At 42.2% G+C, this 26986-nt stretch carries 23 protein-coding genes and 1 riboswitch; of the genes, 11 read left to right on the plus strand and 12 right to left on the minus strand.

The features are described from left to right. Positions 1 to 218: 218 nt before the first annotated feature. On the minus strand, positions 219 to 1034 hold the full coding sequence (djlA, locus tag PR767_RS12320; RefSeq protein WP_004908636.1) for a co-chaperone DjlA: 816 nt from the start codon (positions 1032 to 1034) through the stop codon (positions 219 to 221). Between the two features lie 178 nt (positions 1035 to 1212). On the opposite strand from djlA, the gene lptD reads away from it, so the two are divergent. The 6 genes from lptD to apaH all read left to right on the plus strand — a co-directional run bounded on the left by lptD (position 1213) and on the right by apaH (position 8235). Next, on the plus strand, positions 1213 to 3588 hold the full coding sequence (gene lptD, locus PR767_RS12325; RefSeq protein WP_272520394.1) for an LPS assembly protein LptD: 2376 nt from the start codon (positions 1213 to 1215) through the stop codon (positions 3586 to 3588). Between the two features lie 319 nt (positions 3589 to 3907). Beyond that, the gene (surA, locus tag PR767_RS12330) at positions 3908 to 5227 is read left to right on the plus strand and encodes a peptidylprolyl isomerase SurA (RefSeq protein WP_042851532.1); all 1320 of its coding nucleotides are present in this window, start codon (positions 3908 to 3910) and stop codon (positions 5225 to 5227) included. After that, entirely contained in the window at positions 5211 to 6203 is a 993-nt protein-coding gene (gene pdxA / locus PR767_RS12335; RefSeq protein WP_272520416.1) for a 4-hydroxythreonine-4-phosphate dehydrogenase PdxA, read from the plus strand. Before surA ends, pdxA begins: the two co-directional genes overlap by 17 nt. Next, complete coding sequence (rsmA, locus tag PR767_RS12340; RefSeq protein WP_109911779.1) at positions 6200 to 7009, plus strand: 16S rRNA (adenine(1518)-N(6)/adenine(1519)-N(6))-dimethyltransferase RsmA; 810 nt, start codon at positions 6200 to 6202, stop codon at positions 7007 to 7009. The genes pdxA and rsmA overlap by 4 nt, the downstream gene beginning before the upstream one ends. 18 nt (positions 7010 to 7027) lie before the next feature. Further along, a complete protein-coding gene (apaG, locus tag PR767_RS12345; RefSeq protein WP_004908625.1) occupies positions 7028 to 7405 on the plus strand; it encodes a Co2+/Mg2+ efflux protein ApaG in 378 nt (125 codons plus the stop codon). A gap of 2 nt (positions 7406 to 7407) precedes the next feature. Continuing rightward, positions 7408 to 8235 (plus strand): bis(5'-nucleosyl)-tetraphosphatase (symmetrical) ApaH, encoded by an 828-nt coding sequence (gene apaH / locus PR767_RS12350; protein ID WP_004908624.1) that lies wholly within the window; start codon positions 7408 to 7410, stop codon positions 8233 to 8235. A gap of 72 nt (positions 8236 to 8307) precedes the next feature. Here the strand turns inward: apaH and folA are convergent, their stop codons facing one another. Then, positions 8308 to 8802 (minus strand): type 3 dihydrofolate reductase, encoded by a 495-nt coding sequence (gene folA / locus PR767_RS12355; protein ID WP_004908621.1) that lies wholly within the window; start codon positions 8800 to 8802, stop codon positions 8308 to 8310. 235 nt (positions 8803 to 9037) lie between these two features. On the opposite strand from folA, the gene PR767_RS12360 reads away from it, so the two are divergent. After that, positions 9038 to 9652 carry a LysE family transporter gene (locus tag PR767_RS12360; protein ID WP_004908618.1) on the plus strand — a complete coding sequence of 205 codons (615 nt, stop codon included), beginning with the start codon at positions 9038 to 9040 and terminating at the stop codon, positions 9650 to 9652. Positions 9653 to 9724: 72 nt separating this feature from the next. Here PR767_RS12360 and ftsP read toward each other — a convergent pair whose 3' ends face one another. The 7 genes from ftsP to nudF all read right to left on the minus strand — a co-directional run bounded on the left by ftsP (position 9725) and on the right by nudF (position 18818). Beyond that, positions 9725 to 11140, minus strand: coding sequence for a cell division protein FtsP (ftsP, locus tag PR767_RS12365; RefSeq protein WP_109911778.1), 1416 nt, complete (start codon positions 11138 to 11140; stop codon positions 9725 to 9727). A gap of 352 nt (positions 11141 to 11492) precedes the next feature. Then, on the minus strand, positions 11493 to 12227 hold the full coding sequence (locus tag PR767_RS12370; protein WP_004908611.1) for a 1-acylglycerol-3-phosphate O-acyltransferase: 735 nt from the start codon (positions 12225 to 12227) through the stop codon (positions 11493 to 11495). Between the two features lie 108 nt (positions 12228 to 12335). Next, positions 12336 to 14591 carry a DNA topoisomerase IV subunit A gene (gene parC, locus PR767_RS12375; RefSeq protein ID WP_004908608.1) on the minus strand — a complete coding sequence of 752 codons (2256 nt, stop codon included), beginning with the start codon at positions 14589 to 14591 and terminating at the stop codon, positions 12336 to 12338. 33 nt (positions 14592 to 14624) lie between these two features. Continuing rightward, complete coding sequence (gene parE / locus PR767_RS12380; RefSeq protein ID WP_004908605.1) at positions 14625 to 16520, minus strand: DNA topoisomerase IV subunit B; 1896 nt, start codon at positions 16518 to 16520, stop codon at positions 14625 to 14627. An 87-nt stretch (positions 16521 to 16607) separates the two neighbouring features. After that, on the minus strand, positions 16608 to 17189 hold the full coding sequence (gene yqiA / locus PR767_RS12385; protein ID WP_004908603.1) for an esterase YqiA: 582 nt from the start codon (positions 17187 to 17189) through the stop codon (positions 16608 to 16610). Positions 17190 to 17196: 7 nt separating this feature from the next. After that, positions 17197 to 18036: a 3',5'-cyclic-AMP phosphodiesterase gene (gene cpdA / locus PR767_RS12390; RefSeq protein ID WP_109911776.1), complete on the minus strand. Its 840-nt coding sequence runs from the start codon at positions 18034 to 18036 to the stop codon at positions 17197 to 17199. A gap of 143 nt (positions 18037 to 18179) precedes the next feature. Then, complete coding sequence (nudF, locus tag PR767_RS12395) at positions 18180 to 18818, minus strand: ADP-ribose diphosphatase (protein WP_004908597.1); 639 nt, start codon at positions 18816 to 18818, stop codon at positions 18180 to 18182. A gap of 305 nt (positions 18819 to 19123) precedes the next feature. On the opposite strand from nudF, the gene tolC reads away from it, so the two are divergent. The 3 genes from tolC to PR767_RS12410 all read left to right on the plus strand — a co-directional run bounded on the left by tolC (position 19124) and on the right by PR767_RS12410 (position 22785). Then, a complete protein-coding gene (gene tolC, locus PR767_RS12400) occupies positions 19124 to 20512 on the plus strand; it encodes an outer membrane channel protein TolC (protein ID WP_042851530.1) in 1389 nt (462 codons plus the stop codon). Between the two features lie 398 nt (positions 20513 to 20910). Beyond that, positions 20911 to 21615, plus strand: a complete 705-nt coding sequence (locus PR767_RS12405; protein ID WP_042851529.1) for a DUF1190 family protein — start codon at positions 20911 to 20913, stop codon at positions 21613 to 21615. A gap of 6 nt (positions 21616 to 21621) precedes the next feature. Then, positions 21622 to 22785 carry a glutathionylspermidine synthase family protein gene (locus tag PR767_RS12410; protein ID WP_004908587.1) on the plus strand — a complete coding sequence of 388 codons (1164 nt, stop codon included), beginning with the start codon at positions 21622 to 21624 and terminating at the stop codon, positions 22783 to 22785. 82 nt (positions 22786 to 22867) lie between these two features. Here the strand turns inward: PR767_RS12410 and ygiD are convergent, their stop codons facing one another. After that, a complete protein-coding gene (gene ygiD, locus PR767_RS12415) occupies positions 22868 to 23671 on the minus strand; it encodes a 4,5-DOPA dioxygenase extradiol (RefSeq protein WP_004908585.1) in 804 nt (267 codons plus the stop codon). Between the two features lie 255 nt (positions 23672 to 23926). Continuing rightward, positions 23927 to 24580 (minus strand): 3,4-dihydroxy-2-butanone-4-phosphate synthase, encoded by a 654-nt coding sequence (gene ribB / locus PR767_RS12420; protein ID WP_004908582.1) that lies wholly within the window; start codon positions 24578 to 24580, stop codon positions 23927 to 23929. Positions 24581 to 24738: 158 nt separating this feature from the next. Beyond that, a riboswitch (FMN riboswitch) is annotated at positions 24739 to 24890 on the minus strand. A gap of 258 nt (positions 24891 to 25148) precedes the next feature. Between ribB and ubiK the strand changes: the two genes are divergently transcribed. Continuing rightward, complete coding sequence (gene ubiK / locus PR767_RS12425; protein WP_004257742.1) at positions 25149 to 25415, plus strand: ubiquinone biosynthesis accessory factor UbiK; 267 nt, start codon at positions 25149 to 25151, stop codon at positions 25413 to 25415. A 106-nt stretch (positions 25416 to 25521) separates the two neighbouring features. Here ubiK and hldE read toward each other — a convergent pair whose 3' ends face one another. Then, positions 25522 to 26949, minus strand: coding sequence for a bifunctional D-glycero-beta-D-manno-heptose-7-phosphate kinase/D-glycero-beta-D-manno-heptose 1-phosphate adenylyltransferase HldE (gene hldE, locus PR767_RS12430; protein ID WP_272520395.1), 1428 nt, complete (start codon positions 26947 to 26949; stop codon positions 25522 to 25524). Between the last annotated feature and the right edge of the window lie 37 nt (positions 26950 to 26986).

Raw genomic sequence — 26986 nt, forward strand, 5'->3', positions numbered from 1 at the left:
GAATCCTTAGGAGCGTAGATAACTACGTGACTAGGGTTCATGAATGAAGACAACAAAGCGAGATTTTTTGGTTTTTCTTCGTTAGCCTGATTTCCCCTAAATAGTTCGTGTTGCAGCTAGGCGGCAAGAGAGCAAATCCCTAGGAGCATACAGTAGTATGTGACTAGGGTGCGCGAGCGCAGCCAACAACGCTGCGGCGCGAAATATGACGGGGAAATTTATTTGAAGCCGAGCTCCTTCTTAACTAAGTCATAAGCTGCTTGGATAGACTGCGCCTTTTGCTTCGCAATTTCCATCATCTCTGGCGGCAAACCTTTCGCAACCAGTTTATCGGGGTGATGCTCGCTCATCAGTTTACGATAGGCTCGCTTAATTTTTGTTGGGTCATCACTAGGAGACACACCAAGCACTTTACAAGCATCTTCAAGGGTTGGGCCATTTGATTGCTGATAATACCCTCCTGATTGCTGCTGAGAGTATCCTTGGCCAAATTGGCGACCACTTTGGATCATATCCAAGAACTGTTCAAACTGAACCTTAGAAATACCGAGCTCTTCGGCAATAATAAACAACACTTTTCGTTCGTTCGGGTGTAATTGCCCATCAGCAAAAGCAGCTTGTAATTGAATTTCCAGAAACATCTGAATCAAGTCAAAACGGCCATAACAGGCCATACGTAATTGCTTTAATACATCACGCAATGGAAAGTTAGGGGATTTGCCTTCTCTAAATGCTTGTTGAGCCGCTTTTCGTGTTTCTCCATGTAATTGCATTCTGTCCATTAAATTGGTCGCAAGCTGAATATCTGTCTCGGTTACACGGCCTTTGGACTTCGTTAAATGCCCCAAAATTTGGAAGGTACTCGCAAAGAAAATGATTTGGCGATCTCGCTTATTCATTCTCCCTGCAAATTTACGTTGAATCGATGCTTTATCAAAACCATGCCCAATAATTAACCCAACTAGCGCTCCCCAAAAGCCCAATCCAGAGACGATTGCGAGTATAACGCCAATAATTTTGCCCCAATAGTGCATATATCCCTCAATTCTTCAATGCTCAAAATGCAATTTTGCATTATCATACTATTCATTCAGCTCTATGCATAACTACCCGCGCGTAAAGTTTCTTACATTATACTGGCGCAAAGTGGTTGGCTAAGTTAGTCTTTGAGCGTTTGCTGGCGATGCCAATGATGACGGAACCCCATATTTAATGATGAAAAAAAGCTATCCAACACTACTCGCCACCATGGTATGGGCGGCAATTTATAGTCAGCAAGCGCATGCTGACCTTGCACAGCAGTGTATGCTGGGTGTCCCTGTTTACACCAAACCGATTGTAAAAGGTGACCCTAATAACCTGCCGATTCACATTACCGCTGAAGATGTCCGTGGTGAATACCCTAATTTTGTTGAATATGAAGGTAATGTCGATATTCAACAAGGGAACCAAACATTAACCGCTGATAACGTTAAACTCACCCAAACAGAAACAGCGGGTGAACTCCCTGTGCGTGAAGTAACAGCCACTGGTAATGTGCACTACGATGACCCACAAATTATCTTAAAAGGCCCTTCTGCGTGGTCTAACTTAGATAATAAAAACACTGATGTGAATGACGGTAACTACATGATGGTAGGCCGTCAGGGGCGTGGTGATGCGACGAAAATGAAAATGCGTGGTGAAAACCGTTACTCTATTATGGAAAACGGTACATTCACAACCTGTTTACCCGGTAATAATAGCTGGAGCGTCGCGGGCTCTGAAGTCATTATCGACCGCGAAGAAGAAGTCGCTGAAATTTGGCATGCGCGCTTTAAAGTGGGTGACGTGCCTATTTTCTATAGCCCATATATGCAATTACCGATTGGCAATAAGCGCCGTTCAGGTTTTTTAATTCCGACGGGAAGTTATTCAAGTAACGATGGGCTAGAGTTCTCATTACCCTATTATTGGAATATTGCACCAAACTACGATGCCACAATTACACCGCAATTTATGACCCACCGTGGTGTAAAATTAAATAATGAATTCCGCTACCTTATTGCTCCAGGTACAGGCACCGTGGCCTTTGATTTTCTAAATCATGACCGTGCTTATATCAAAGACAAAGAACGTGGTAAGCGTGAAGATCGTGATAGCGATGACCGTTGGTTATTCTACTGGCGCCATTCTGGGACTTACGCGGGGCATTGGAACTTCAGCTCTGACTATACCAAAGTGAGCGACCCTAGCTATTTTACTGACTTTAGTTCCCAGTACGGTAGCACCACTGATGGCTACGCTACGCAAAAATTCAGTGCAGGTTATTCAGATACAAACTGGAATGCGAAAGTCACTCACAAGCAATTCCAAATTTTTGCGGATAACCCCAACAAGCGCGCTTATAAAGCAGAGCCACAAGTGGACTTCAATTATTATAAAAATAATTTAGGTGCCTTTGACGTGCATACTTACGCACAAGCTGCTCGTTTTACGAGTGTGGGTAAAAATAACCCAGACGCAACTCGCTTACACATTGAGCCAGAAGTAAACCTGCCATTGTCTAATGGTTGGGCAAATATGAATAACAGCATCAAATTGTATGCGACTCATTACGACCAAGATATTCCTCGCTCGAATACGGATACTAGCTTAGAAAAAAATGTTACGCGTGTTCTACCCATGTTTAAAAGCGATGCAAAAGTTGTCTTCGAACGAGACCTTTTCCAAGGCAGCGATTTCGTTCAAACATTAGAACCACGTGTCCAATATTTGTATATTCCGTATAAAGATCAAGATAATATCAATAACTTTGACTCTTCATTGCTGCAGTCAGACTATAGCGGTTTATTCCGTGACCGGATTTACAGTGGCCTTGACCGTATCGCCTCTGCAAACCAGTTCACCACAGGTGTCACAACACGTGTTTATGACGATACTTTAGCTGAGCGCTTTAACTTCTCTGTGGGGCAAATTTATTACTTTGAACGCCCACGTGCTGGTGATTCAAATCGCCCAATAGATGATAAAAGCAACACAGGTTCATTATTGTGGGCCACTGACTCTATGTGGCGAATTGATAATAACTGGGGCTTGCGTGGTGGGTTACAATATGACCGCCGTCTCGGTAATGTCACAATGGGGAATGCGGTTGCAGAATACCGTTTAGATGCCGATCGTTTAGTTCAGTTGAACTACCGTTTCGTTGACCGCGATTATATTCAAGCAACCTTCCGTCGTGAAGATACTGCGAATGGTGGCTATACCTATACACTGCCTGAATACCAACGCGGCATTTCACAAGTGGGTGCTGTCATGAGTTGGCCATTAAGCGAGCGTTGGGGCTTTGTAGGTTCATATTATTATGATACCAAACAACAGCAACCTGCGAGCCAACTGGTTGGTTTGCAATACAATACTTGTTGCTGGGCAGTCAATCTTGGCTATGAACGTAAGATAGTTGGTTGGCAAAAAGAGAAGTTTAGCAGTGAATATGACAATAAATGGTCAATCAATGTGGAACTTAGAGGCCTAAATAACAATCATAGTTTAGGTAGTCAGAAAATGTTAGAAAGTGGCATTATGCCTTATCAACGTGCTTTCTGATAAAAATAACATAAATTTACTCTAAATAATTCGAGTTGCAGTTAGGCGACAAGCAAGTGAGTCGCTAGGAGCATACATGAGTATGTGACTAGTGCGAACGAACGCAGTCAACAATACTGCAACTTAAGGTATAACGAGTATTTACTCTAAATAATTCGAGTTGCAGTTAGGCGACAAGCAAGTGAGTCGCTAGGAGCATACATGAGTATGTGACTAGTGCGAATGAACGCAGTCAACAATACTGCAACTTGAAGTATGACGAGTAAAAAAGAGATTAGCCCGCTTTTGCGGAATCAAAGTCAATATTTATAGGACCATTATGAAGAATTGGAGAACGCTTATTCTGGGACTGATGTTCGCAAGCTCCACTGCTTTGGCTGCGCCTCAGCAAATGGATAAAGTCGCTGCGGTCGTCAATAACGGTGTTGTGCTGGAAAGTGACGTCCAGAATATGATCAACACAGTAAAACTGAACGCTCAGAACGCACGTCAACAAGTGCCTGATGATCAAACTCTGCGTCATCAGATCCTCGAGCGTCTCGTTATGGATAACATCATTTTGCAAATGGCTAGCCAAATGCAAATCAATATTCCAGATGAAGCCGTGGATGCAACTATTACGGATATCGCTCGTCAAAACGGTTTAACACTGCAGCAAATGCAACAACGCTTAACCGCAGATGGCATCAATATGAATCAATATCGTAGCGAAATTCGTAAAGAGATGCTGATCGCTGAAGTGCGTAACAATGAAGTTCGCCGCCGCGTTACCATTTTACCTCAAGAGGTTGATTCTCTTGCAGAGCAAATGAGCTCACAAGCCAATTATGAAATGGGCGTTAATCTAAGCCATATCTTGATCCCGTTGGCAGAAAACCCAACGCAAGAACAACTAAAAAACGCTGAAGCATTAGTGAATAAAATTTTAGCTGAACTGAAAAAAGGCGGAGATTTTGGTAAGTTAGCTATCGCTTATTCAGCAGACCCTCAAGCGCTGAAAGGCGGTAATATGGGTTGGTCACGCCTACAAGAATTGCCTGTTGTCTTTGCTGAGCAGCTGAAAAATGCGAAAAAAGGCGATATTGCTGGCCCAATTCGTTCCGGTGTCGGCTACCATATTTTACGCGTAAATGATGTAAGTGGTGGCAGCCAACCGATTTCTGTCACAGAAGTGAAAGCACGTCACATCTTAATTAAGTCATCACCAATTATGGATGATGCACAGGCAAGACAAAAATTAACCAAAATTGCTCAGGAAATTCGTTCAGGCAAAGTTTCATTTGAAGATGCAGCAAAAGAGAATTCTGAGGATCCAGGTAGCGCATTAAAAGGTGGTGAATTAGGTTGGAATATGCCTGATGTCTACGACCCGGCTTTCCGTGATGCATTAATGAGACTGAATAAAGGCGAATTAAGCCAACCTGTTCAATCAAATTTTGGTTGGCACTTAATCCAATTAGAAGACACTCGTAACGTTGATAAAACAGATGCGGCACAAAAAGACCAAGCGTACCGCCTGCTATTCAACCGTAAATTTAATGAAGAAGCACAGAGCTGGATGCAAGAACAACGTGCTTCCGCTTATGTGAAAATGGTTGATGGCCGTGACAGCCAGTCTACAGATGAAAAATCAAATTAAGCCTATTGTCATCACTCCCGGCGAACCTGCCGGGATTGGTCCTGACCTACTGATTCAGCTTGCTCAACAGCAATGGCCTGTTGAGCTGGTTGCCTGTGTTGATCCTGAATTGTTACGCCAGCGTGCCAAAGCGCTGAATTTGCCACTGACATTAACCGAATATATCCCCAATACCGTCACTAAAGTACAACCTGCGGGTAGTTTATCCGTTCTACCTGTTCATTTAGCAACGGCTGCAAAGGCAGGTGTACTTAACGTTGATAATGGCCAATATGTCGTAGAAAGCTTAGCAAAAGCCTGTGACGGCTGTTTAAAGGGTGAATTCTCAGCCATAGTCACAGGGCCTGTACATAAAGGCATCATTAATGATGCTGGCGTACCATTTAGCGGCCACACTGAATTCTTTGCAGGAAGAAGTGGCTGTGAACGCGTTGTTATGATGCTAGCTACCGAAGAACTGCGTGTTGCATTAGCCACAACGCATTTGCCACTCAAGGACGTGTCAGCTGCCATCACTCAACAAAGCCTGAATGAAGTCATCACGATTTTACACCATGATTTACAAACAAAATTTGGTATTGAAAAACCAGCCATCTATGTTTGTGGTTTAAATCCACATGCAGGAGAAGGCGGGCACATGGGTACCGAAGAAATTGATACGATAGAGCCCGCGCTCGAAAACCTGCGCACAAAAGGGATTAATTTGATTGGGCCATTGCCTGCAGATACCCTATTTCAAGCTAAGTATTTAGACCATGCAGACGCAGTGTTAGCAATGTATCACGATCAGGGCCTTCCTGTGTTAAAATACCAAGGTTTTGGCAGAGCAGTAAATATTACTCTCGGCCTGCCTTTTATCCGTACCTCTGTCGACCATGGCACAGCCCTTGAACTCGCTGGTACGGGTCATGCTGATGTGGGAAGTTTTATCACCGCATTAAAGTTAGCTATCCAAATGACATCTAAGAATACATGAATAATCGAGTCCATCAGGGGCACTTTGCCCGCAAACGCTTCGGGCAGAACTTTTTAACTGACCAATTTATTATCGACAGCATCGTGGATGCCATGAACCCGCTGCCGGGTCAGTCCATTGTAGAAATTGGTCCCGGCTTAGGTGCCTTAACCGAACCTGTCGGTAGCCGAATCGATAAAATGACTGTAGTTGAACTTGACCGTGACCTTGCAGCACGCTTACACGTTCACCCTCAGCTAAAAGATAAATTAACTATCATTCAGCAAGATGCAATGACAGTAGATTTTGGTGAATTAGCCGAACAAGCAGGTCAACCCCTGCGCGTTTTTGGTAACTTGCCTTACAATATCTCTACACCATTAATGTTCCATCTATTCACATTCACCAACTCCATTGCTGACATGAACTTCATGCTGCAAAAAGAAGTGGTGAATCGTCTGGTCGCAGGCCCTGGCAGCAAAGCCTTTGGCCGCTTGAGTGTCATGGCACAATATTACTGTAATGTGGTGCCTGTGTTAGAAGTACCGCCGACTGCATTTACACCCGCACCAAAAGTAGATTCTGCCATTGTTAGGTTGATTCCTCATCGTGAAAACCCATATCCGGTAAAAGACATTAAATTTTTAAGTCGCATTACCACACAAGCTTTCAATCAACGCCGTAAAACTGTTCGTAACAGTCTTGGGGATTTATTCAGCGTTGAAGAGTTAACAGAGCTGGGTATTGATTTAAGCACTCGAGCAGAAAATATTTCTGTTGAACAATATTGTAAAATGGCAAACTATCTCTCTAACCGTTCAGAATAGTCTGTTGAAGGAGGCACTATGCTTAATGAGCCGAATGTTAGCATCCAAGTTCAGAGTGTCTATATAGAAAGCCAATCTCAACCCGATATTGCGAGATATGTGTTTGCTTACACAATCTGCATTCGTAATTTAGGGCGGGAACCTATCCAATTAATGAGCCGTTATTGGCTCATTACTAACAGTGATGGCCATAAAACCGAAGTTCAAGGTGAAGGAGTAGTGGGTGAACAACCCCTTATTCAGCCAGGAAAAGAATATCGTTATACCAGTGGCGCAATCCTTGAAACACCAATGGGTACGATGGAAGGTTATTATGTGATGATAAGTACGCAAGGGGACAGTTTCCACGTTGATATCCCTGCTTTTCGTCTTGCCATCCCAACACTGATTAATTAATTATGTCGACATATTTAGTAGGTGATATTCACGGTTGCTATCGTGAACTCCGTGACTTGATGGAAAGTGTTCATTTTGATCCAACCAAAGACACATTATGGTTAACAGGCGATCTCGTTGCTCGCGGAGCTGAATCACTGCAAGTTTTACGCTATGTAAAAAGCCTTGGCTCAGCCGTACGTCTAGTGCTTGGTAACCATGATCTCCATCTGTTGGGAATTTACTGTAAGATCAGTCGCAATAAACCCAAAGATCACCTCGATGAGTTATTACATGCCCCTGATCTTGACGAACTGATCAATTGGTTACGTCGCCAACCTTTATTACAAATTGATGAAGAAAAAAAGATCTTGATGACCCATGCCGGTATGACTCCGCAATGGGATATCAAAACAGCACGCATGTGTGCAAGAGAAGTTGAAGCAGTGCTTTCCAGTGATGCATATCCACTATTTATCGACTCCATGTATGGTGATATGCCAAATAACTGGTCTGAAAGCCTAATGGGGCTAGCACGCTTGCGTTTTAGTACCAATGCCTTAACACGTCTGCGCTACTGTTTTCCGAACGGGCAATTAGATATGATTTGCAAGGAAAACCCCAAAAAGGCACCTGCCCCACTAAAACCGTGGTTCGATCTACCAAGCCAAATTCCTGATGATTACTCGGTATTTTTTGGTCACTGGGCATCGCTCGAAGGAAAATGTACCCCCGATAACGTCTATGCTTTAGATACTGGGTGCTGCTGGGGAGGAGACTTGACGCTATTCCATTGGGAAACCAAGCAGTATCACCGCCAAAAGTCATATCAAAAACGCCGCAAAGAATAACTTTTTATATGATCAACTGTAAGTTATAGCAAAATGGCGCAATTAAGCGCCATTTTGTGATCAAACCAAAAATTAAGCTCTTTTGGTTAGGATCTCAAAACAATAACCATGGGTATTGTTTTCATCAGCTTCATGGTATTCCGTAAAAATAGAATCCCATTCATCAGGCTCATAAGTTGGAAAATGGGTATCACCAATAACTTCGGCATCAACATGAGTCAAATAGAGTTTATTCGCTAATGGTAAAAATTGTTGATAAACTTTACCACCGCCAATCACCATCACTTCATCAACATTTTCAATTGCTTGTGCCGCGGCTAACGCTTCTTCAATTGACGTTACCCAAATCACATCAGAATCAGTGCCAGGAACACTGCTTAATACAATATTTACACGTTGTGGTAATGGGCGCCCAATAGATTCATAGGTCACACGCCCCATGATAACCGGTTTATTTAACGTATTTCGTTTGAACCACGCTAGATCCCCCGGCAAATTCCAAGGCATCGCTTTTTCCATGCCGATAACCTGATCGATCGCCATTGCTGCGATTAAGCTAATATTCATCTATTCACCTTAGAAACAAGATATAAAAATTGAGCACACTATACGGAAAGAGAATTGTTTCGTCGACTAAATTTAAGCTTCCTTAAACAGGTTTGAATCACTTATACTCAAATTGATAAACTTACGACTAAAAATAACATGAAAAAACAAAATGAACCCTCTGATATCAGCCTAAATACGAGTATTTAGTCGGTCATTTTTATTTACCAACATTGAACGGGAAAAGAGATCAAAAATGTACGAAACGAGTATTATGGTTGCGACCATCGCGGCACTCGGTATGCTTTCTCCAGGGCCTGACTTCTTTTTAATTGTCAAAAACTCAGCTCGCTATCAACGCTCTGCGGCATTAATGTCTGCATGTGGTGTGATAGTCGCTATCGCGTTGCATATGTCCTACTGCGTTGCGGGCCTAGCTGTTTTAATTACCACCACACCTTGGCTGTTTAATATCTTAAAATACGCAGGTGCGGCCTATTTAATTTGGATCGGTGTCAAAAGCTTACTTCCGCAATCCGGCCATAGCGTTGATCTTACGACCAGTAAACACGAAATTGTTTCATTCAAGAAAGCCTTTATGCAAGGTTTCCTCTGCAATGTATTAAACCCAAAAGCCACGCTATTCTTTTTAGCCGTCTTCACTCAAGTATTAGATGTTAATTCTACCGTCGGTGAAAAATTATGGTTTGCCTTTATTATTTGGGGCTTAGCTGTCATTTATTGGCCAATATTAGTCTTTTTGATCCAAAGTGCCCCTGTCAGAAAAGGCCTAGCAAAAGTACAAACCTATGTTGATAAGGTTCTCGGAGTGGTATTAATCGCCTTTGGTGTTCGAGTGGCGCTAAGCTAGCCTTATTAGCTCCCATCAAAAAAGCAGGCTAAATGCCTGCTTTTTAAATATTCAATATTGTTGTAATACGAATTATTGCATTGTGTCTTGCGGTGCAACAACCAACTGCCCCACTGAACCTAAATCCGCTTTTTCCAAGTTTTGACTATAGAATAAAAAAGGAAAGTGGTTATAGGATGGCTGCATCATTTCCACTAATAATTCAACGCGACCATCAACCCATACCGTATCTTTCCAGCCATAGTCTTCTGGTGGAGTTGGTTTACCATTACGGTTTAAAACCTTAAAACGCACACCTTCAATATGAAACGCTTGCGGTTCATTCGTCGTCACAACCCAACGCTCCCAATTACCTTGGAGACTTGAGAAATCGACCCTATTTGTATCAATGGTCGCATTGTTAATACCAAAACCATCATTAAGGTGAATATTGCGTTGTGTAATACTGGATGTGACTTGCGTTTTATCTTCAACTAATTGTGTCGGTAAGCCGTCTGTTACTAATGACATTAACCCTGTCGCTTTGATAGTTAGCACATTAGTTGAAATTAAATTATTCGATGGCTCGAATAACCCCTTTAAGCGGTCCATAAAGGTCGCCGACTCACCTGCCGTGATAGTTAACTCTTGCGTTTTAGCCATATCAATCAAGACTTCGCGTCGTTCACCCGGCGCTAACGGTAGTTCTTGAACACTCACAGGGACAGTTAGTAAACCTTGGTCAGATGCAATCAACGAAAATGGGCGGCCATCACTGATTTTCATTACATAATTACGGGAGTTCGACGCATTTAATAACCGTAAGCGCACCCATCCTCGAGAAACTTCAATGTATGGATTTTGCACGCCGTTAACCAGTAATGTATCGCCTAAAAAACCATTTTCATCCGCTTTGTATTCTGGAACGCCAAAATTATCTAAGCGCTTATCTTGAATAATGACCGGAAAATCATCAACACCATAGTGTTTCGGTAAACGCAGGTTTTTCGTCACATCATCTTCAATGATCCACATCCCTAATAAACCATTGTAGACTTGTTCGCCCATTTTCCCTTGAGTATTCGCATGATACCAGAGCGTAGCTGCATTTTGGCGTATCGGGATCACCGGAGACCAGTCCGCATTAGGTGAAATTAACCGTGCGGCTCCACCTATTTGTGTTCCTGGTATTTGCAAGCCACTGATAGTCATCGAAACGGCTTCAGGTAAGCGATTACTATAAATAAGCTTAATATCATCGCCATTTTTTACTTTGACAGTCGGGCCAGGAGAAGAACCATTAACTCCCCAAATATCGGCTGAATATTTTCCATCAAAAGACCAATGAATTTTTTGTAATGTTAAAAATAATGGCTGTCCAGACCGTGATTCTAATAACGGTGGTACAGGTAAAGCTGTTGCCCCTTCTGCATTTGCATAAATAGGCGCATAGGACAAACATAGAGCCATCCCTGCCGCTATTAGGGTTTGGCATCGATTGAATGACATAAATTCTCCGCTAAACAAAATTCCAGCGCATTTTATTATTTGATATTATAAATATTCAGCCAATGATATGGCTAATTTTAGGTTGGCGCTAGCAATATAACTACTTAGATACAACAATTTAAGACCGCAATAATTTGTGAGCCATGATATCGCGAAAAAAGGCTAAATTCTAAAAATATCTATCCAATACATTAAAATTTAATTAATAAGATTATAAATAGTAAGGGTAAGTAATTAGAAAAGGAAAGTCAGGCAGTCGATAACAATAAAGACAGTTTATGCTATGTTCAATCTAAAATAATAGGCAATATTCACATATTGCCTATTATTAAAATAAATTCAATCGGTTAGGCTATTTACCCTGTTTTGCCATCTCTTCAACCTCAAGATCGAGTTCTTTAATTTTTGCTTCCATTAAAGCATGGCAATGTTCCGATAATTCCCTCACTTGCTCACGGGTATAAAGTGATGTATCAATAGGGTCTAACATTTCAATAATTACGCTACCGTTATTCCAACGGTTTAGCTTAATTTTACCTTGTGTGCTCGAAACGCAAACAGGCACAATAGGTACCCCTGCTGCAATAGCCGCATGAAATGCCCCTGTTTTAAATGGCAATAAACCACGACCGCGACTACGCGTTCCTTCAGGGAACATCCATACGGATATTTTACGTTTTTTGATCTGGTCTGCGACTTGCGTGATCGTATTATGCGCCTTAGAACGATTCGCACGGTCAATCAAAATATTACCGGTGATCCAATACAAAAAACCAAAAAATGGAATGTAAACCAAGCTTTTTTTACCGACTGTAACTGTTCTCGGTAATACCCCATTTGACATAGTCACCATGTCGTAATTGTTTTGGTGATTCCCTATATAAATACTTGGGCCATAACTTTTGGCTTTCTCAGGTACACGATTAATAACCTTAATCCCAAACACGACGGATAACCGCCCAAACATATGGCCAAATGTCATTACGTGTTTTGGGTTGCGTGGGCTAAACAAGCAGTAAATACCGCCGCCTATGCACACAAAAATAGTGTAGATAATGACAATGATCGCTCTAATCAGCGCTAACATACTAACCCCAAATTGTAAGGGGCTTCGCAGCCCCATGATGAATATTGTCTGCTTATAAACCTTTTGAACTTCATACTCAACAAGATTTATAAGGTTTGTTTTTGTTAATTATTCAGTATCTACTGGCTCAATATCAATACGCTCAATATTGTGCATTCCACGCGGTAATGACGTCCCTTTACGGCCACGTTCTGAACGGTATTTTTGCAAATCTTCTGCTTTAAATTTCAGTTTCCGCTTACCAAAATGCAAGGTCATTGATGCCCCCACAGGCAAGATCATCAACCAAGTCAATAAATCATCACCCGTTGCCGCTTGCGCGCCAGCAATATTGATAATTTTATTACCTTTACCTTTTGAAAGTTGAGGTAAATCCGCTACAGGGAATATCAGCATACGCCCTGCCTTGGTAATTGCCAATAGCAAATCTTCCTGTTCATTATGCAGTTCAATTGGTGCTAATACTTTGGCGTTTTCAGGTAAGGAGATTAAGGCCTTACCTGTTTTATTTTTAGTGACTAAATCATTAAAGGTACAAATAAAACCGTAACCTGCATCAGAAGCCATTAAATATTTCTGTTCGTCAGGCGCCATTAATACATGCTCAATGGTCGCACCTGGAGGCAGAGTTAATTTACCCGTTAGAGGCTCACCTTGACTACGCGCTGAAGGTAATTCCAGTGGGTCCACAGAATAGCTGCGCCCTGTCGTATCAAGGAACACCGCCGCTTGGTTTGACTTGCCTCGTGCTGCTCCTTTAAAACCATCTCCTGCTTTATAATTTAGGTTAGTCGGTTCGATATCATGCCCTTTAGCACTACGCACCCATCCCATATCAGAAAGCACAACGGTAATCGGTTCTGACGGTAAAATTTCATGCTCGCTCATTGCTTTCGCTTCTTCCCGCTCATGCAACGGGGAGCGACGGTCATCACCGTAATCTTTGGCGTCAGATTGAATCTCTTTTTTAATCAACGTATTTAAACGTCTTTCAGACCCGAGAATCGCTTGTAAATCATCGCGTTCTTTAGCCAACTCATCTTGCTCGCCACGAATCTTCATTTCTTCAAGCTTGGCTAAATGGCGTAATTTTAGCTCTAAAATAGCTTCAGCTTGGGTATCACTGATATTAAAACGTGACATTAAAACCGCTTTCGGTTCATCTTCTGTACGAATAATTTCAATGACTTCATCAATATTCAGATAGGCAATTAATAAACCATCTAAAATATGTAAACGTCTTAATACTTTTTCTAACCGATGATTTAAGCGATTACGTACGGTTTGACGACGGTAAGCAATCCACTCATTTAAGATCTCAACAAGCCCTTTTACCGCTGGTCGGTTATCTAAACCAATCATATTTAGGTTAACACGGTAACTACGCTCTAAATCTGTTGTCGCAAATAAGTGTGTCATGACTTGTTCAAGATCAACACGATTACTGCGCGGAACAATCACTAAACGAGTTGGGTTTTCGTGGTTTGATTCATCACGTAAATCTTCAACCATCGGCAATTTTTTTGCACGCATTTGGCTGGCAATTTGTTCTAAGACTTTCGCCCCAGAAACTTGATGAGGTAGAGCCGTGATAACCGCATTACCATCTTCTTTTTCCCACACAGCACGCATGCGTACAGAACCGCGCCCATTTTGATAAATTTTACGGATATCATCACGGGAAGAAATAATTTCTGCTTCAGTTGGATAATCAGGCCCCGGTACAAATGCCATGATGTCATCAAGATTTAGTGTCGGTTTATCCAGTAAAGCAACCAACGCTTGAGCCACTTCTCGGGCGTTATGGGGTGGAATATCTGTCGCCATCCCAACCGCAATTCCCGTTGTACCGTTTAGCAGAATATTCGGTAAACGTGCCGGCAACATTTTTGGCTCGTTTAGCGTACCATCAAAGTTTGGTACCCAATCAACTGTGCCATGGCCAAGTTCGCTGAGTAAAATTTCAGCATATTTTGATAAACGTGATTCTGTATAACGCATTGCTGCGAATGATTTAGGGTCATCGGGTGCCCCCCAGTTCCCTTGGCCATCCACCAGCGGGTAGCGGTAAGAAAATGGCTGCGCCATCAACACCATCGCTTCATAACAAGCGCTATCACCATGTGGGTGATATTTACCGAGAACATCGCCCACCGTTCTGGCGGACTTTTTGTATTTCGCAGTGTTGCTTAAGCCAAGTTCTGACATCGCATACACAATACGGCGCTGAACAGGTTTAAGCCCATCGCCAATAAATGGTAATGCCCTATCCATGATGACGTACATCGAATAGTTCAGATAGGCATTTTCAGTGAAGGCATGCAGCGGTAAACGCTCTACACCATCATGAGTAATTTCACTCATTCAATTCGTTCCTTTCTCATCGCAATTCGAATATTAGACATCAATTTCAGCCATATCGCCTTTTTCTTGCAGCCAATTACGGCGATCTTCAGAGCGTTTTTTAGCAAGAAGCATATCCATGACAGCAAGTGTTTCTTGGTAGTTTTCATCATCGATAATTAGCTGTACAAGACGACGAGTATTTGGATCTAATGTCGTTTCACGTAATTGCAGTGGGTTCATTTCACCCAACCCTTTAAAACGTTGAACATTGGGTTTACCGCGCTTGCGGCTAAGACGTTCAAGCACAGCATTTTTTTCGCTTTCATCAAGGGCGTAAAACGTTTCTTTACCTAAATCGATACGATATAACGGTGGCATTGCCATATAGACATGCCCTGCTTTTACTAATGTTGGGAAATGACGGACAAATAATGCACATAGCAGTGTAGCAATGTGCAAGCCATCGGAGTCCGCATCCGCAAGGATACAAATTTTCCCATAGCGCAATTGGCTAAGGTCTTCGCTATCGGGGTCTATCCCAATAGCAACAGAGATGTCATGTACCTCTTGGGAAGCTAAAACTTCATCAGAAGACACTTCCCATGTATTGAGGATTTTACCGCGCAACGGCATGATAGCTTGATATTCGCGGTCACGAGCTTGTTTTGCAGACCCTCCCGCGGAGTCCCCTTCTACAAGGAACAATTCCGTCATACTCAGGTCTTGGGAGCTACAATCGGCTAATTTACCCGGTAATGCAGGGCCACTGGTGAGTTTTTTACGCACCACTTTTTTCGCTGCACGCATTCGACGTTGCGCGCTAGAAATTGCCATTTCTGCGAGTTGTTCAGCCACTTGCACGTTCTGGTTAAGCCATAAACTGAAAGCATCTTTTACCACACCCGAAACAAACGCAGCACATTGACGCGAAGACAGACGTTCTTTCGTTTGCCCTGCAAATTGTGGGTCTTGCATTTTAACGGAAAGCACATAAGTGCAGCGCTCCCAAATGTCATCAGCGGAGAGCTTAACACCACGAGGCAATATATTACGGAATTCACAAAACTCACGCATTGCATCAAGCAACCCTTGGCGTAAACCATTAACATGGGTCCCACCTAGCGCTGTTGGGATAAGGTTGACATAACTTTCTGTTAGTAATTCACCACCTTCAGGCAACCAGAGCAACGCCCATTGCGCCGCTTCAGTTTCCCCAGAAAATTCGCCTGTAAACGGTTTTGGCGGCAACGCTTCAAGGCCGTCAATTGACTCCATTAGGTAATCGGTCAACCCGTCACTGTAGCACCAGCTTTGCTCTGTATTATTGAGCTTATCCTTAAACGTGATTTTCACGCCAGGGCATAAAACGGCTTTAGCTTTTAAGTTATGAGTTAAACGAGTTACTGAAAACTTTGGACTATCAAAATAGCTGCCATCTGGCCAAAAATGCACGCTAGTACCTGTGTTACGTTTGCCACAAGTCCCTATTACATGCAAATCTTCAACCTTGTCGCCGTTCTCAAAAGCAATTTGATACACTTGGCTATCACGACGAACAGTAACTTCAATACGTTTTGATAACGCATTGACGACAGAAATCCCGACACCATGCAAACCACCTGAGAATTGATAGTTTTTATTGGAGAATTTTCCCCCTGCATGTAATTGCCCTAGAATCAGCTCAACAGCTGACACTTTCATTTCAGGGTGGATATCGACAGGCATACCGCGCCCATCGTCGATTACTTCAAGGGATTGATCGGCATGTAAAATAACTTCGATGTGGCTCGCGTGCCCCGCAAGCGCTTCATCGACGCTATTATCAATTACTTCTTGAGCCAGATGGTTCGGTCGACTGGTGTCGGTATACATCCCCGGACGACGGCGAACAGGCTCTAAACCACTGAGGACTTCAATGGCCTCTGCGTTATAACTAGATTGAGTCATGTTGTCATTCTGCGGTAATAGGTGATTAATTGAACTATTCAATCAGTGAGTTACTGTTGATAATAACAGTGTTCATACGTTTTGACACTATTTCTCTGCCAATTGAAGGAAATCAACAATTTGAGAAAAGTAAGCTTCAAAACCAATAAAGGCATGATTACCGTCAGGTTCCACAGTTTGTTTGCACTTTGAAAGATAGGCAACTGCCTCTCGATAATCAAGTACTTCATCGCCCATTTGCTGTAGTAGCCAGATAAGATGAGGAGATGCGAGTCTTTCAATGTATAAGGATTTTAGCTCATGGATATGCTTTTCTTCCAACACATATTGTTCATGAGTATATGGGTTTGTATTGTCGCCTAAGTAGTCTTGCAGTAAATCAAAAGGACGCACTGCAGGGTTTACAACGACAGCTGGGAGCTGATAACGCTCTGAAAACCAAATCGAAAAATAACCGCCTAGTGAAGACCCAACTAGCCCCATTTTTTCATGCTGGTGCTGTTGGATAATATCATCCAACATCGCTTGAGCTTGCTGAGGGTAGTTCGGCAATTGCGGTACAAGCATATTAATATGTGGATAATTCTCGTCAATCCATTGCTTTAAGTTATTAGCTTTAGCGGATTGAGGTGAGCTATTAAAACCATGAATATAAAGTAGAGTAGACATAAGCGAATTAATAACCGTCAGAGTCAAGGTCAGGGCTAAACTCTCTTGTGTCTAAACGGTGAACGTGGGTTGTAATATGCCTTTGACTTTGCTCATTAATGCTTAATTCTAAATATCGCCAACCCGGCGCGACAGTATCAAGGGCAAAATTAGTACAGTGAGGTTTAAATTGTACGCAAGTAGAAGGCGTAGCTAATAACCGAATCCCGTGCCAGTTTTCATCCATTTCTTGGTGAATATGGCCACATAGCATCGCTTTAACATTTGGGTAGTTTTTTAAGTAGTCAGCTAAAATATGTGAATTTCTCAAACTGTGCTGATCAAGCCAAGTACAACCCGAAGCTAGAGGATGGTGATGCAGCATAATCAATGTGGTACGTTCAGGTTCAGCATCTAAGCTGGCTTTCATCCATTCCAATTGTTGTTCAGAAAGCTCACCATGAGGTACATCTTGAAGTTGGCTATCAAGCATCAGAATTTGCCATTCATCGCCAATTAAAATTTGTTTAGCACTTGAAATCCCAGCAACTCGCAGTGTTTCTACCATAGCAGGTGGGTAATCATGATTACCAGGAAGCCATACACAAGGGGCAGGAATACGCGCAATACCATCCGCAAAATGCTGATAAGCTTGTGGTGATTGGTCTTGAACCAGATCCCCTGTCGCAACAATTAAATCAATTGGAAGATTTTGCTCTGTGATAGCATCAAGTACCGCCTGATAGCTACGGTAAGTATTTACCCCTAAAAGCGTATTTTCTGTATTAGCAAAAAGATGCGTATCAGTAACCTGTAAAATTCTCACAATTTTAGAGTTCTTCGCAGTCACTTCAAGCTGGCTGTCCAAAAGTATTCCTTTCCTTAAATATTATTTAGTACCTAATCTATTCATTAAAACTATATAAAAGCTAAACACACTTATAACTATCTTAAAACTTTACTTTCTAACTTTCTGATAATCAGCACACACTTCACCAGATTAATCGTTATTTAAAACTGTTTCATCCACTTTTCATAAAGTTTTTGCTGGTTGAGCTGTAACCACTGAATAGCAATAACGGTTGCTGCATTATCAATTGTGCCATCTTCGACCCATTGATAAGCTTGTTCTCGGCTAACCACATGCACACAAATATCTTCATTTTCTGACGCTAGCCCATGCACCCCTTTCGCTTGGCTGCTATCGACTTCACCGATAAATACATGCATACGTTCAGTCGTACCACCCGGGCTAGAAAGATAACTTACTGCTTTTTCAGTACGACCAATAATAAGCCCAGCTTCCTCAACGGCTTCACGACGAATAACCTCTTCGGGCGATTCGTTTGGCTCAATCATTCCAGCAACCGCTTCAAGCAGCCAAGGTGTTTCGCTAGTTTCGATCGCAGGTAACCGAATTTGTTCAATTAAAACAACACTATTCGTTTTCGGGTCATAGGGTAAAACCACACCTGCGTGACCACGTTCAAAAACTTCACGGCGAATTTCTTTACTCCATCCGCCCGCGAAAAGACGATGTCGAAATTGATATTCAACCATTTGAAAAAAACCGTTAAATAATTTACGCTTGGATATAATTTCAACATCATTCTTGCCATATTTAATTGGCTGCTTTATTTGTTTTGTCATTGCATTCTCCAAACCCAATTATTCCATCTTAAGGAAATAATTGTGGATTAAAACAGTTTTTAAGGTTTTTTAACCTCAGATGAGGTAATGTTTAATAAATTGAGACAAAATGGCACAAAAGGCTACCGTTAATAGAAGTGATACTCTGTTACAATAAGCGCCATTATTCAAATCTAAGAGCAACGTAGTGTCTGTTTTTAATAACTGTCTCTAAAACGGATAATTTAATATCTATCGCCTAGTTAGGCATGGTACGTTTTAGGCAACAGACTCAACTTAATTTGCTGTTTAATCAAGGAATCAAAATGAAGAAACTGCTTCCCCTTTTAATTTCGATGAGTTTTGTGGGTCTCAGTACCAATAGCTACGCAGAAGATTTACTACAGGTTTACCAAAAATCCAAAGAAAGTAACCCTGAGTTAAGAAAATCATTAGCAGAACGTAATCAAGCTTTTGAAAAAATTAATGAATCTCGTAGCCCATTATTGCCACAATTAGGTTTAGGTGCAGGAGCTAGCTACGGAAGCGGTTACCGTGATGCAAGAAACACTGAAAGCACAGGTTTAAATGCTTCACTGAAACTAACCCAAGTTGTGTTTGATATGTCTAAATGGCGTCAATTAACTATCCAAGAAAAAACAGCGGGTATTTCTGATGTCACTTACCAAACAAGTCAGCAGCAATTAATTTTAGATACTGCAATTGCGTATTTTAACGTATTAAAAGCGATTGACGCGTTATCTTATATTGAAGCGAATAAAGAAGCTGTTTATCGCCAATTAGACCAAGTGACACAACGCTTTAACGTTGGTCTTGTTGCTATTACTGACGTGCAAAACGCCCGTGCAAACTATGATAGCGTTATAGCACAAGAAGTTGCAGGCCGTAACGAGTTAGAAAATGCGATTGAAAAATTGCGTCAAGTCAGCGGCGTGTACTATAACCAACTTGCCTCTTTAAATATCGACCGTTTTAAAACCAATGAACTGGGCGATATCAACGCTATCTTAAAAGAAGCGGAAGAGCGTAACCTCAGCCTGTTAAGCGCACGTTTAGCACAAGACGTTTCTCGTGAAAACATCCGTTTAGCGGAAACAGGTCACATGCCAACGGTTAGCCTTGATGCCTCAACATCAGTCACAAATAGTTACCAACACGGCAGTGGTTATAATACTCCATATGGCGGTAGTGCGAGCAATAGCTACAACGGCCAAAATAGCATTGGCTTAAATTTAAGCATTCCACTGTATAGTGGTGGTGCAGTAAGTTCTCAGGTCGAACAAGCACAATATGGTTTCCAAGGTGCTAGTGAGCAACTAGAAAGCGTTTATCGCAATGTGGTTCAGTTAGTTCGCTCATCATTTAATAACGTAGCATCGTCAATCAGTAGTATTAATGCTTACAAACAAGTTGTTGTTTCCGCACAAAGCTCATTAGATGCGATGGAAGCAGGCTACCAAGTAGGAACACGTACCATTGTTGACGTATTGACAGCAACAACAGCGCTATACCAAGCGAAGCAGAATCTGTCTAATGCGCGTTATGACTACATGATTAACCAACTGAATATCGAATTTGCTCGCGGCACATTGAACGAAGACGATATTGCACGCCTGAATGCGAATTTAGGTAAAGAGATTTCAACCTCTGCAAGTAGTATTATCCGTAATACCAATGCGCCAAAAATGAACTAAAATATTTAGCTCATGTGAAAATGACATAATGACCCGCTTACATAGCGGGTTATTTTTTGAGGGTAATCCTGCAAACAACTTAGAATTGCTAATTTGTACTAATTAAACCGTTTATAACGCCTTTTCATTAGCCACGGGCACAAATTCAGTGAATTCTCACTCTTATTACTACGCATTAGAGCAAAAAACAACCTACATCTAATATATTGATATAAAATAAAAATATTATTTTCTCTTCAAGAAACGCCATGCTAATTAGGGAAAAATAGCAGAAAGTTATCAAAATGATAAATTCAGCTCATTTCTCCTATATTTCTGCTTTAATTTTCAGCGTTTATCCCCTATCCTAGAGCTAACATCTAAAAACATCTTACTTAATTTAATTCAGGGTAATTACCATGACCATGAAGCGTACCAAAAATATTAACCAGAGCGCCTTCCGTAAGTCTTGGCGTTCATACCGTTTAGCACCTGTGGCTGTTGCGGTCAGTGCTGTATTTATGCTTTCCGCTTGTGAAGAAAGCGATGAAACCGTATCACTGTACACCAATGCGCAAGATTGTAGCCAAGCGAACCCATCGCAAGCAGAACAGTGCACCATCGCCTACAATAATGCTCTACAAGAAGCGGCTAAAACTGCACCTAAATATGAAACTCAAGCTGACTGCATTGCTGAGTTTGGTGAATCAATGTGTACTCAAGCTCCAGCTCAAGCAGGTCTTGCAGGCACTAGTTCAACCAATGGTGAACAAACGGCCCAAGCACAAAGCAGCGGTGGTAGCATGTGGATGCCATTAATGATGGGTTATATGATGGGCCGTATGATGGGCGGTAGCGCTGCATCACAACCATTATTCAGCTCAAAAAACCCAGCTAGCCCAGCCAACGGTAAGTTTGTGGATGCATCAGGTAAAAGCTATGGCCCTGCAGTTGCAGGTGGTCGTTCAATGAGCGTACCGAAAACAGCCATGGCACCTAAACCACCAACAACTTCAACCGTTACCCGTGGTGGTTTTGGTGACACCGTAAATAAACAAGCGATGGCACAACGTTCATCTTCTTCTGCAAAATCAACCTCTTCTTCCCGTTCGATGGGTGGTTGATAAGTAATGAAACGAGTTCCTATAGTAGAGCGCCCAAACTGGCGCGAAAAAGCCTCTGAATTTGGCTTTGAATTTCATACTATGTATGGTGAGCCTTACTGGTCAGAAGATGCGTATTACCAATTCACTATGGCACAGATTGAAGAAATCGAAGATGCAACCGAGCAGTTGCATCAAATGTGCCTAAAAGTGGTTGAACGTGTTGTTGAAAGCGATGAGCTAATGGCACGTTTTCAGATCCCTAAGCATTGCTGGGAATTTGTTCGCAGTTCATGGAAAAGCGAACAACCTTCTTTATATTCCAGGCTTGACCTCGCTTACGATGGTATTAACCCACCTAAGCTATTGGAAAACAATGCGGATACTCCAACCTCATTATATGAGTCTGCATTTTTCCAATGGATCTGGCTAGAAGATCAAATTGAAGCAGGAAAACTCCCTGAAAACGCCGATCAATTTAATAGCATTCAAGAGCAATTAATCGAGCGCTTTACGCAATTAAAAGATCAGTATGGTTTCCGTTTGTTGCATATGTCTTGTTGCCGTGACACAGAAGAAGATCGCGGTACCGTTCAATATTTACAAGACTGTGCAAATGAAGCTGGTATTGCCACTGAATTCTTATATATCGATGAAATTGGTCTGGGTGAAAAAGGTGAATTTTCGGATACACAAGATCAGGTGATTAGTAACCTGTTCAAGCTATATCCATGGGAATTTATGCTAAGAGAAATTTTCTCGACTAAATTGCAAGACGCTGGTGTACGCTGGTTAGAACCTGCATGGAAGAGCATCATTTCTAATAAAGCTTTATTGCCAATGTTATGGGAAATGTTCCCAGATCACCCAAATTTACTGCCTGCTTATTTTGCGGATGGCAAAACCCAACCAGAACTCGAAAAATACGTTATTAAACCACTATTCTCTCGTGAAGGTGCTAATATCCGTATTATCGAAAACGGTAAAGAAATTGCAGCCGCGGATGGTCCTTACGGCGAAGAAGGCATGATTATTCAACAGTTCCATCCACTTCCACAATTTGAAGGTAACTACACCTTAGTCGGAAGCTGGTTGGTGAATGATCAACCTGCGGGGATCTGTATTCGTGAAGATAAAGAATTGATCACTCAAGATTTATCACGTTTTTACCCACATACGATCATCGACTAATCATACTTAAAGCTAAAAATGAAGCCCAAACATAGCAATATGATTTGGGCTTTTTTATGAAACAAAGCTATAGCAGAAAAATTTATCCTACCTGAATAGACAACATACTTAACGATGCTGACACAATTCCTTCAATCGGTGTACTAATCTCTTCTTGACCATCCCAAGTGCCTAAAATAGGTAAAATAGGCAAGTAATGTTCTGGTGATGGGTTCGACAATTTGCCATCCTCCCGTTCCAATCCGCTAGCTAGTGGATGTGGCGTTTCATGGCTTTTCAGATTGTCATACACAAATTTCTCAAAAGATATTGCCCACGGGTATGGCTCAGCATGGGAATTTTGCCAATTCATCGCTCGTAAATTGTGTACAACATTGCCACTCCCCATAATCAATACACCTTCATCCCTTAGAACGGATAGTTTTTTTCCAAGGTCATAGTGCCAAATAGCAGGCTTGCTACCATCGATACTCAATTGGATTACGGGGATATCGGCTTCTGGATACATACGTACCAAAATTTCCCACGTGCCATGGTCTAATCCCCACTCTTGTTCATCAAGGTAAATTGGCTCAGGGGCTAATAATGAGGCAACTTGCTGAGCTAATTCAGGAGAACCAGGGGCAGGATATTCGATTTGGTACAAGGCTTCAGGGAACCCACCAAAATCATGAATCGTTTTCGGTTTTAACATCGAAGTAACTGCGGTTCCACGCGTATACCAGTGGGCTGAAATCACTAAAATTGCACTTGGCCGAGGTAAAGCTTTACCGAGTTTCTCCCACGTTTGAGTATAAGGATTATCCTCAATCGCGTTCATGGGGCTACCATGACCAATAAAAATGGCAGGGATCTTATTTTTTACCACTGAAGTATTTAGCGACATGATGATTTCAACTCCAACTCAATTAGTTTCTTCCTACAGCATACGCTTTCCTGTCAAAAACACAGTGGGCTAATTATGAGTATGATCATCAAAAAAATTGAAAAGGCCACGAGGTGTGCAACTCAGTGGCCTTAATAACATTCTATATGCTTAACGTACTATCAATAATTTAAATAAATTAGCTTATTTTAGCCTATTAATATTTAAACTTATCAAAATCTCTATCTAGAGCTCTTCCTCAAAATATTATGAGGATCAGCTCGCTTTCTTCTCGACCTGAAGACGGTACTGCACTAAATCTTCAATTGTCACAACCGTCAAACCATGCTGCTTACCAAATGCTGCCACTTCTGGGGTGCGAGCCATAGAACCATCATCATTAGTCAACTCACACAGCACACCAGCAGGTTTGAAACCCGCTAGAGTTGCAAGGTCGATAGATGCTTCAGTGTGTCCACGACGCGCTAATACCCCACCATCACGTCCACGCAATGGGAAAACGTGGCCAGGGTGATTTAGGTCAGCAGGAACTGCATTATCAGCAATAGCAGCACGAATAGTGGTGATACGATCCGCCGCAGAAACCCCCGTAGTCACGCCTTTTGCCGCTTCGATGGTTACCGTAAAGCCAGTTTGGTTTTGGCTGGTGTTATTTTCCACCATCATTGGTAATTCGAGCTGCTTGCGACGTTCTTCAGTGATACAAAGACATACGATCCCACTGCTATAACGAATGGTAAATGCCATTTGTTCCGCAGTCATGGTTTCTGCAGCAAAAATTAAATCGCCTTCGTTCTCACGATCTTCATCATCAAGAACAAGAACACCCTTACCTTGGCGTAAAGCCTCGATAGCATTTTCAACACGCTCGATAGGATTACCGAATACAGAAAGTAGCGAATGATCCATGGTAAAAAACCTCTTAAATAGTTATTAACTAGTTACCAGAATCAAGGCAGTCTTAGGAATACGAGAAATGGTGAATATATAAATAGCCAACAACAGGCATTTACCTATTCAGGTATGCAGAACACTATTGTGCGTAACAGCACAAACATGCAGATACTGTTAATTCTCTCCCATCCGGACTATAACCGTCGGCCCCAGATTCACACTGGGTCTGCTGACCTTTACCACAAAATGGTAAAGCGCTCGCGGGCTTCATGCGTGATGCATGTTTACCGCCGGTGGGGACTTTCACCCCGCCCTGAGATATACGCAATTAATATAACGCCAATAATTCAAGTTCGCAACGATGATAATCAAAATTGGCGAATGACTCACACTTTTAGTCAAAAAACATGAATAAAAACTTAGAGTTATCACGGTTAATTTCACTATCTTAGACGAATAGCAAGCTGCTCTCGTCACAGATAATACAACGAGGCCTTTTTGCTAACTAATTCGAGCTAGCACAAGGCGAAAAGAGGTATTACACTACGCTTAATAATATCTTGATTAACTGAAGGACCCGCGAATGCTCGATCCGAAAAAAATTGAACAAGTTGCCCGCCAAATTCAAGGCGCTTTACCGCAAGGCGTACGTGATTTAGGTGAAGATTTTGATAAAAAACTGCGTTCACTGTTACAATCACAGCTCGGTAAATTAGACTTAGTCAGCCGTGAAGAATTTGATATTCAAACTCAAGTTTTGTTACGCACCCGCGAAAAATTAGCGAAAATGGAACAACGCGTTAGCGCACTTGAAGCCCATTTAAATGTAGAAGAAAAGACGGCTGAGTAATTAAATTGAAAAAGTGACCCCACTTTAATTTTAGATAAATAAAAACCTCACGGCGTTTTTTACATATCCACGTGAGGTTTTTAACTAACTAATTAATAATGATAAATTAACTCGTTTTCATAATATTTTTAATGATATTCGTTGTGGAAATACCATCTTCAAAGTTAAGGACTTTGACCTCGCCTCCCGCGGCCCACACTTCCGCACTGCCCGCTATCTCTTCAGGGTGGTAATCCCCCCCTTTAACTAAGATGTCTGGCAGCACTTCTGCGATTAAGCGTTGCGGAGTGTCTTCTTCAAAAGCCACAACCCAATCCACTGCCCCCAAAGCACCTAAAACGGTCATGCGTTGTTCTAATGGGTTGACTGGGCGTGTTTCACCTTTTAAGCGGCGTGTCGATGCATCGCTATTTACAGCTACAATCAGACGGTCTCCCAATTTACGTGCATTGGCTAAATACGACACATGCCCTGCATGAAGAATATCAAAACAACCATTCGTCATCACCACACGCTCACCGCGCTGTCTTGCATTCGCAACGGCTTGTTTCAATTCACTTTCGCTCATCACACCAAACCCGGTGTCAGCACGGCCACGAATGGCATTTTCCAATTCAATTGGCGAAACCGTGGAGGTTCCTAATTTACCCACGACCACGCCTGCTGCGGCATTAGCCAATGCGCAAGATTCATGTAATGGGCGGCCAGATGCAATAGACGCTGCAAGTACGCCGATTACGGTGTCCCCGGCTCCTGTTACGTCAAACACTTCTTGCGCCTGAGTCGGTAAATGCAATGGTGCTTCATCGCGACGAATTAAGCTCATACCTTGTTCTGAGCGCGTAATTAACAGTGCTTTAAGCTCCAATGACTGAAGCAGCTTCATGCCTTTTTCTTCAACGTCTTGATTGTTTTTACATGGCCCAACAATCGCTTCAAACTCAGACATGTTTGGCGTTAGTAATGTTGCCCCGCGGTAACGTTCGAAATTGTTGCCTTTCGGGTCAATCAAGACGGGAACATTGGCCTTGTTGGCAAGCGCTATCATCTTCTCGACATGAGTTAACGCCCCTTTCGCGTAATCAGATAACACCAGAGCACCAATATGAGGTAACGCCTGTTCAATGCGTTCCAACACAGGTGCGACATCAACATTGTCAAAACCTTCTTCAAAATCAAGACGGATAAGTTGCTGATTACGTGAAAGTACACGTAATTTAGTAATCGTTGGATGGGTTGGAATAGCGACAAAATCACAACGCACCTGCACCGCATTTAAGTTTTCAGTCAGTGCTTTTGCCGCGTCATCAATCCCTGTTAACCCGACAAGACGTGAATTTGCCCCTAACGAGGCAATGTTCATCGCGACGTTAGCCGCACCACCGGGACGCTCTTCTACCATCGTGACTTTAACGACCGGAACAGGGGCCTCTGGCGAAATACGGTTTGCAGGACCATGCCAATAACGGTCTAACATAACATCACCAACCACCAGCACACCGGCTTGTTTATAATCCGGAAGAGTTACTTTCATCCTGCACTCCAGTTTTAAAAAGGAAATCTGATAATAA

This window comes from Providencia sp. PROV223 (assembly GCF_028479245.1).
Taxonomy (GTDB): domain Bacteria; phylum Pseudomonadota; class Gammaproteobacteria; order Enterobacterales; family Enterobacteriaceae; genus Providencia; species Providencia rettgeri.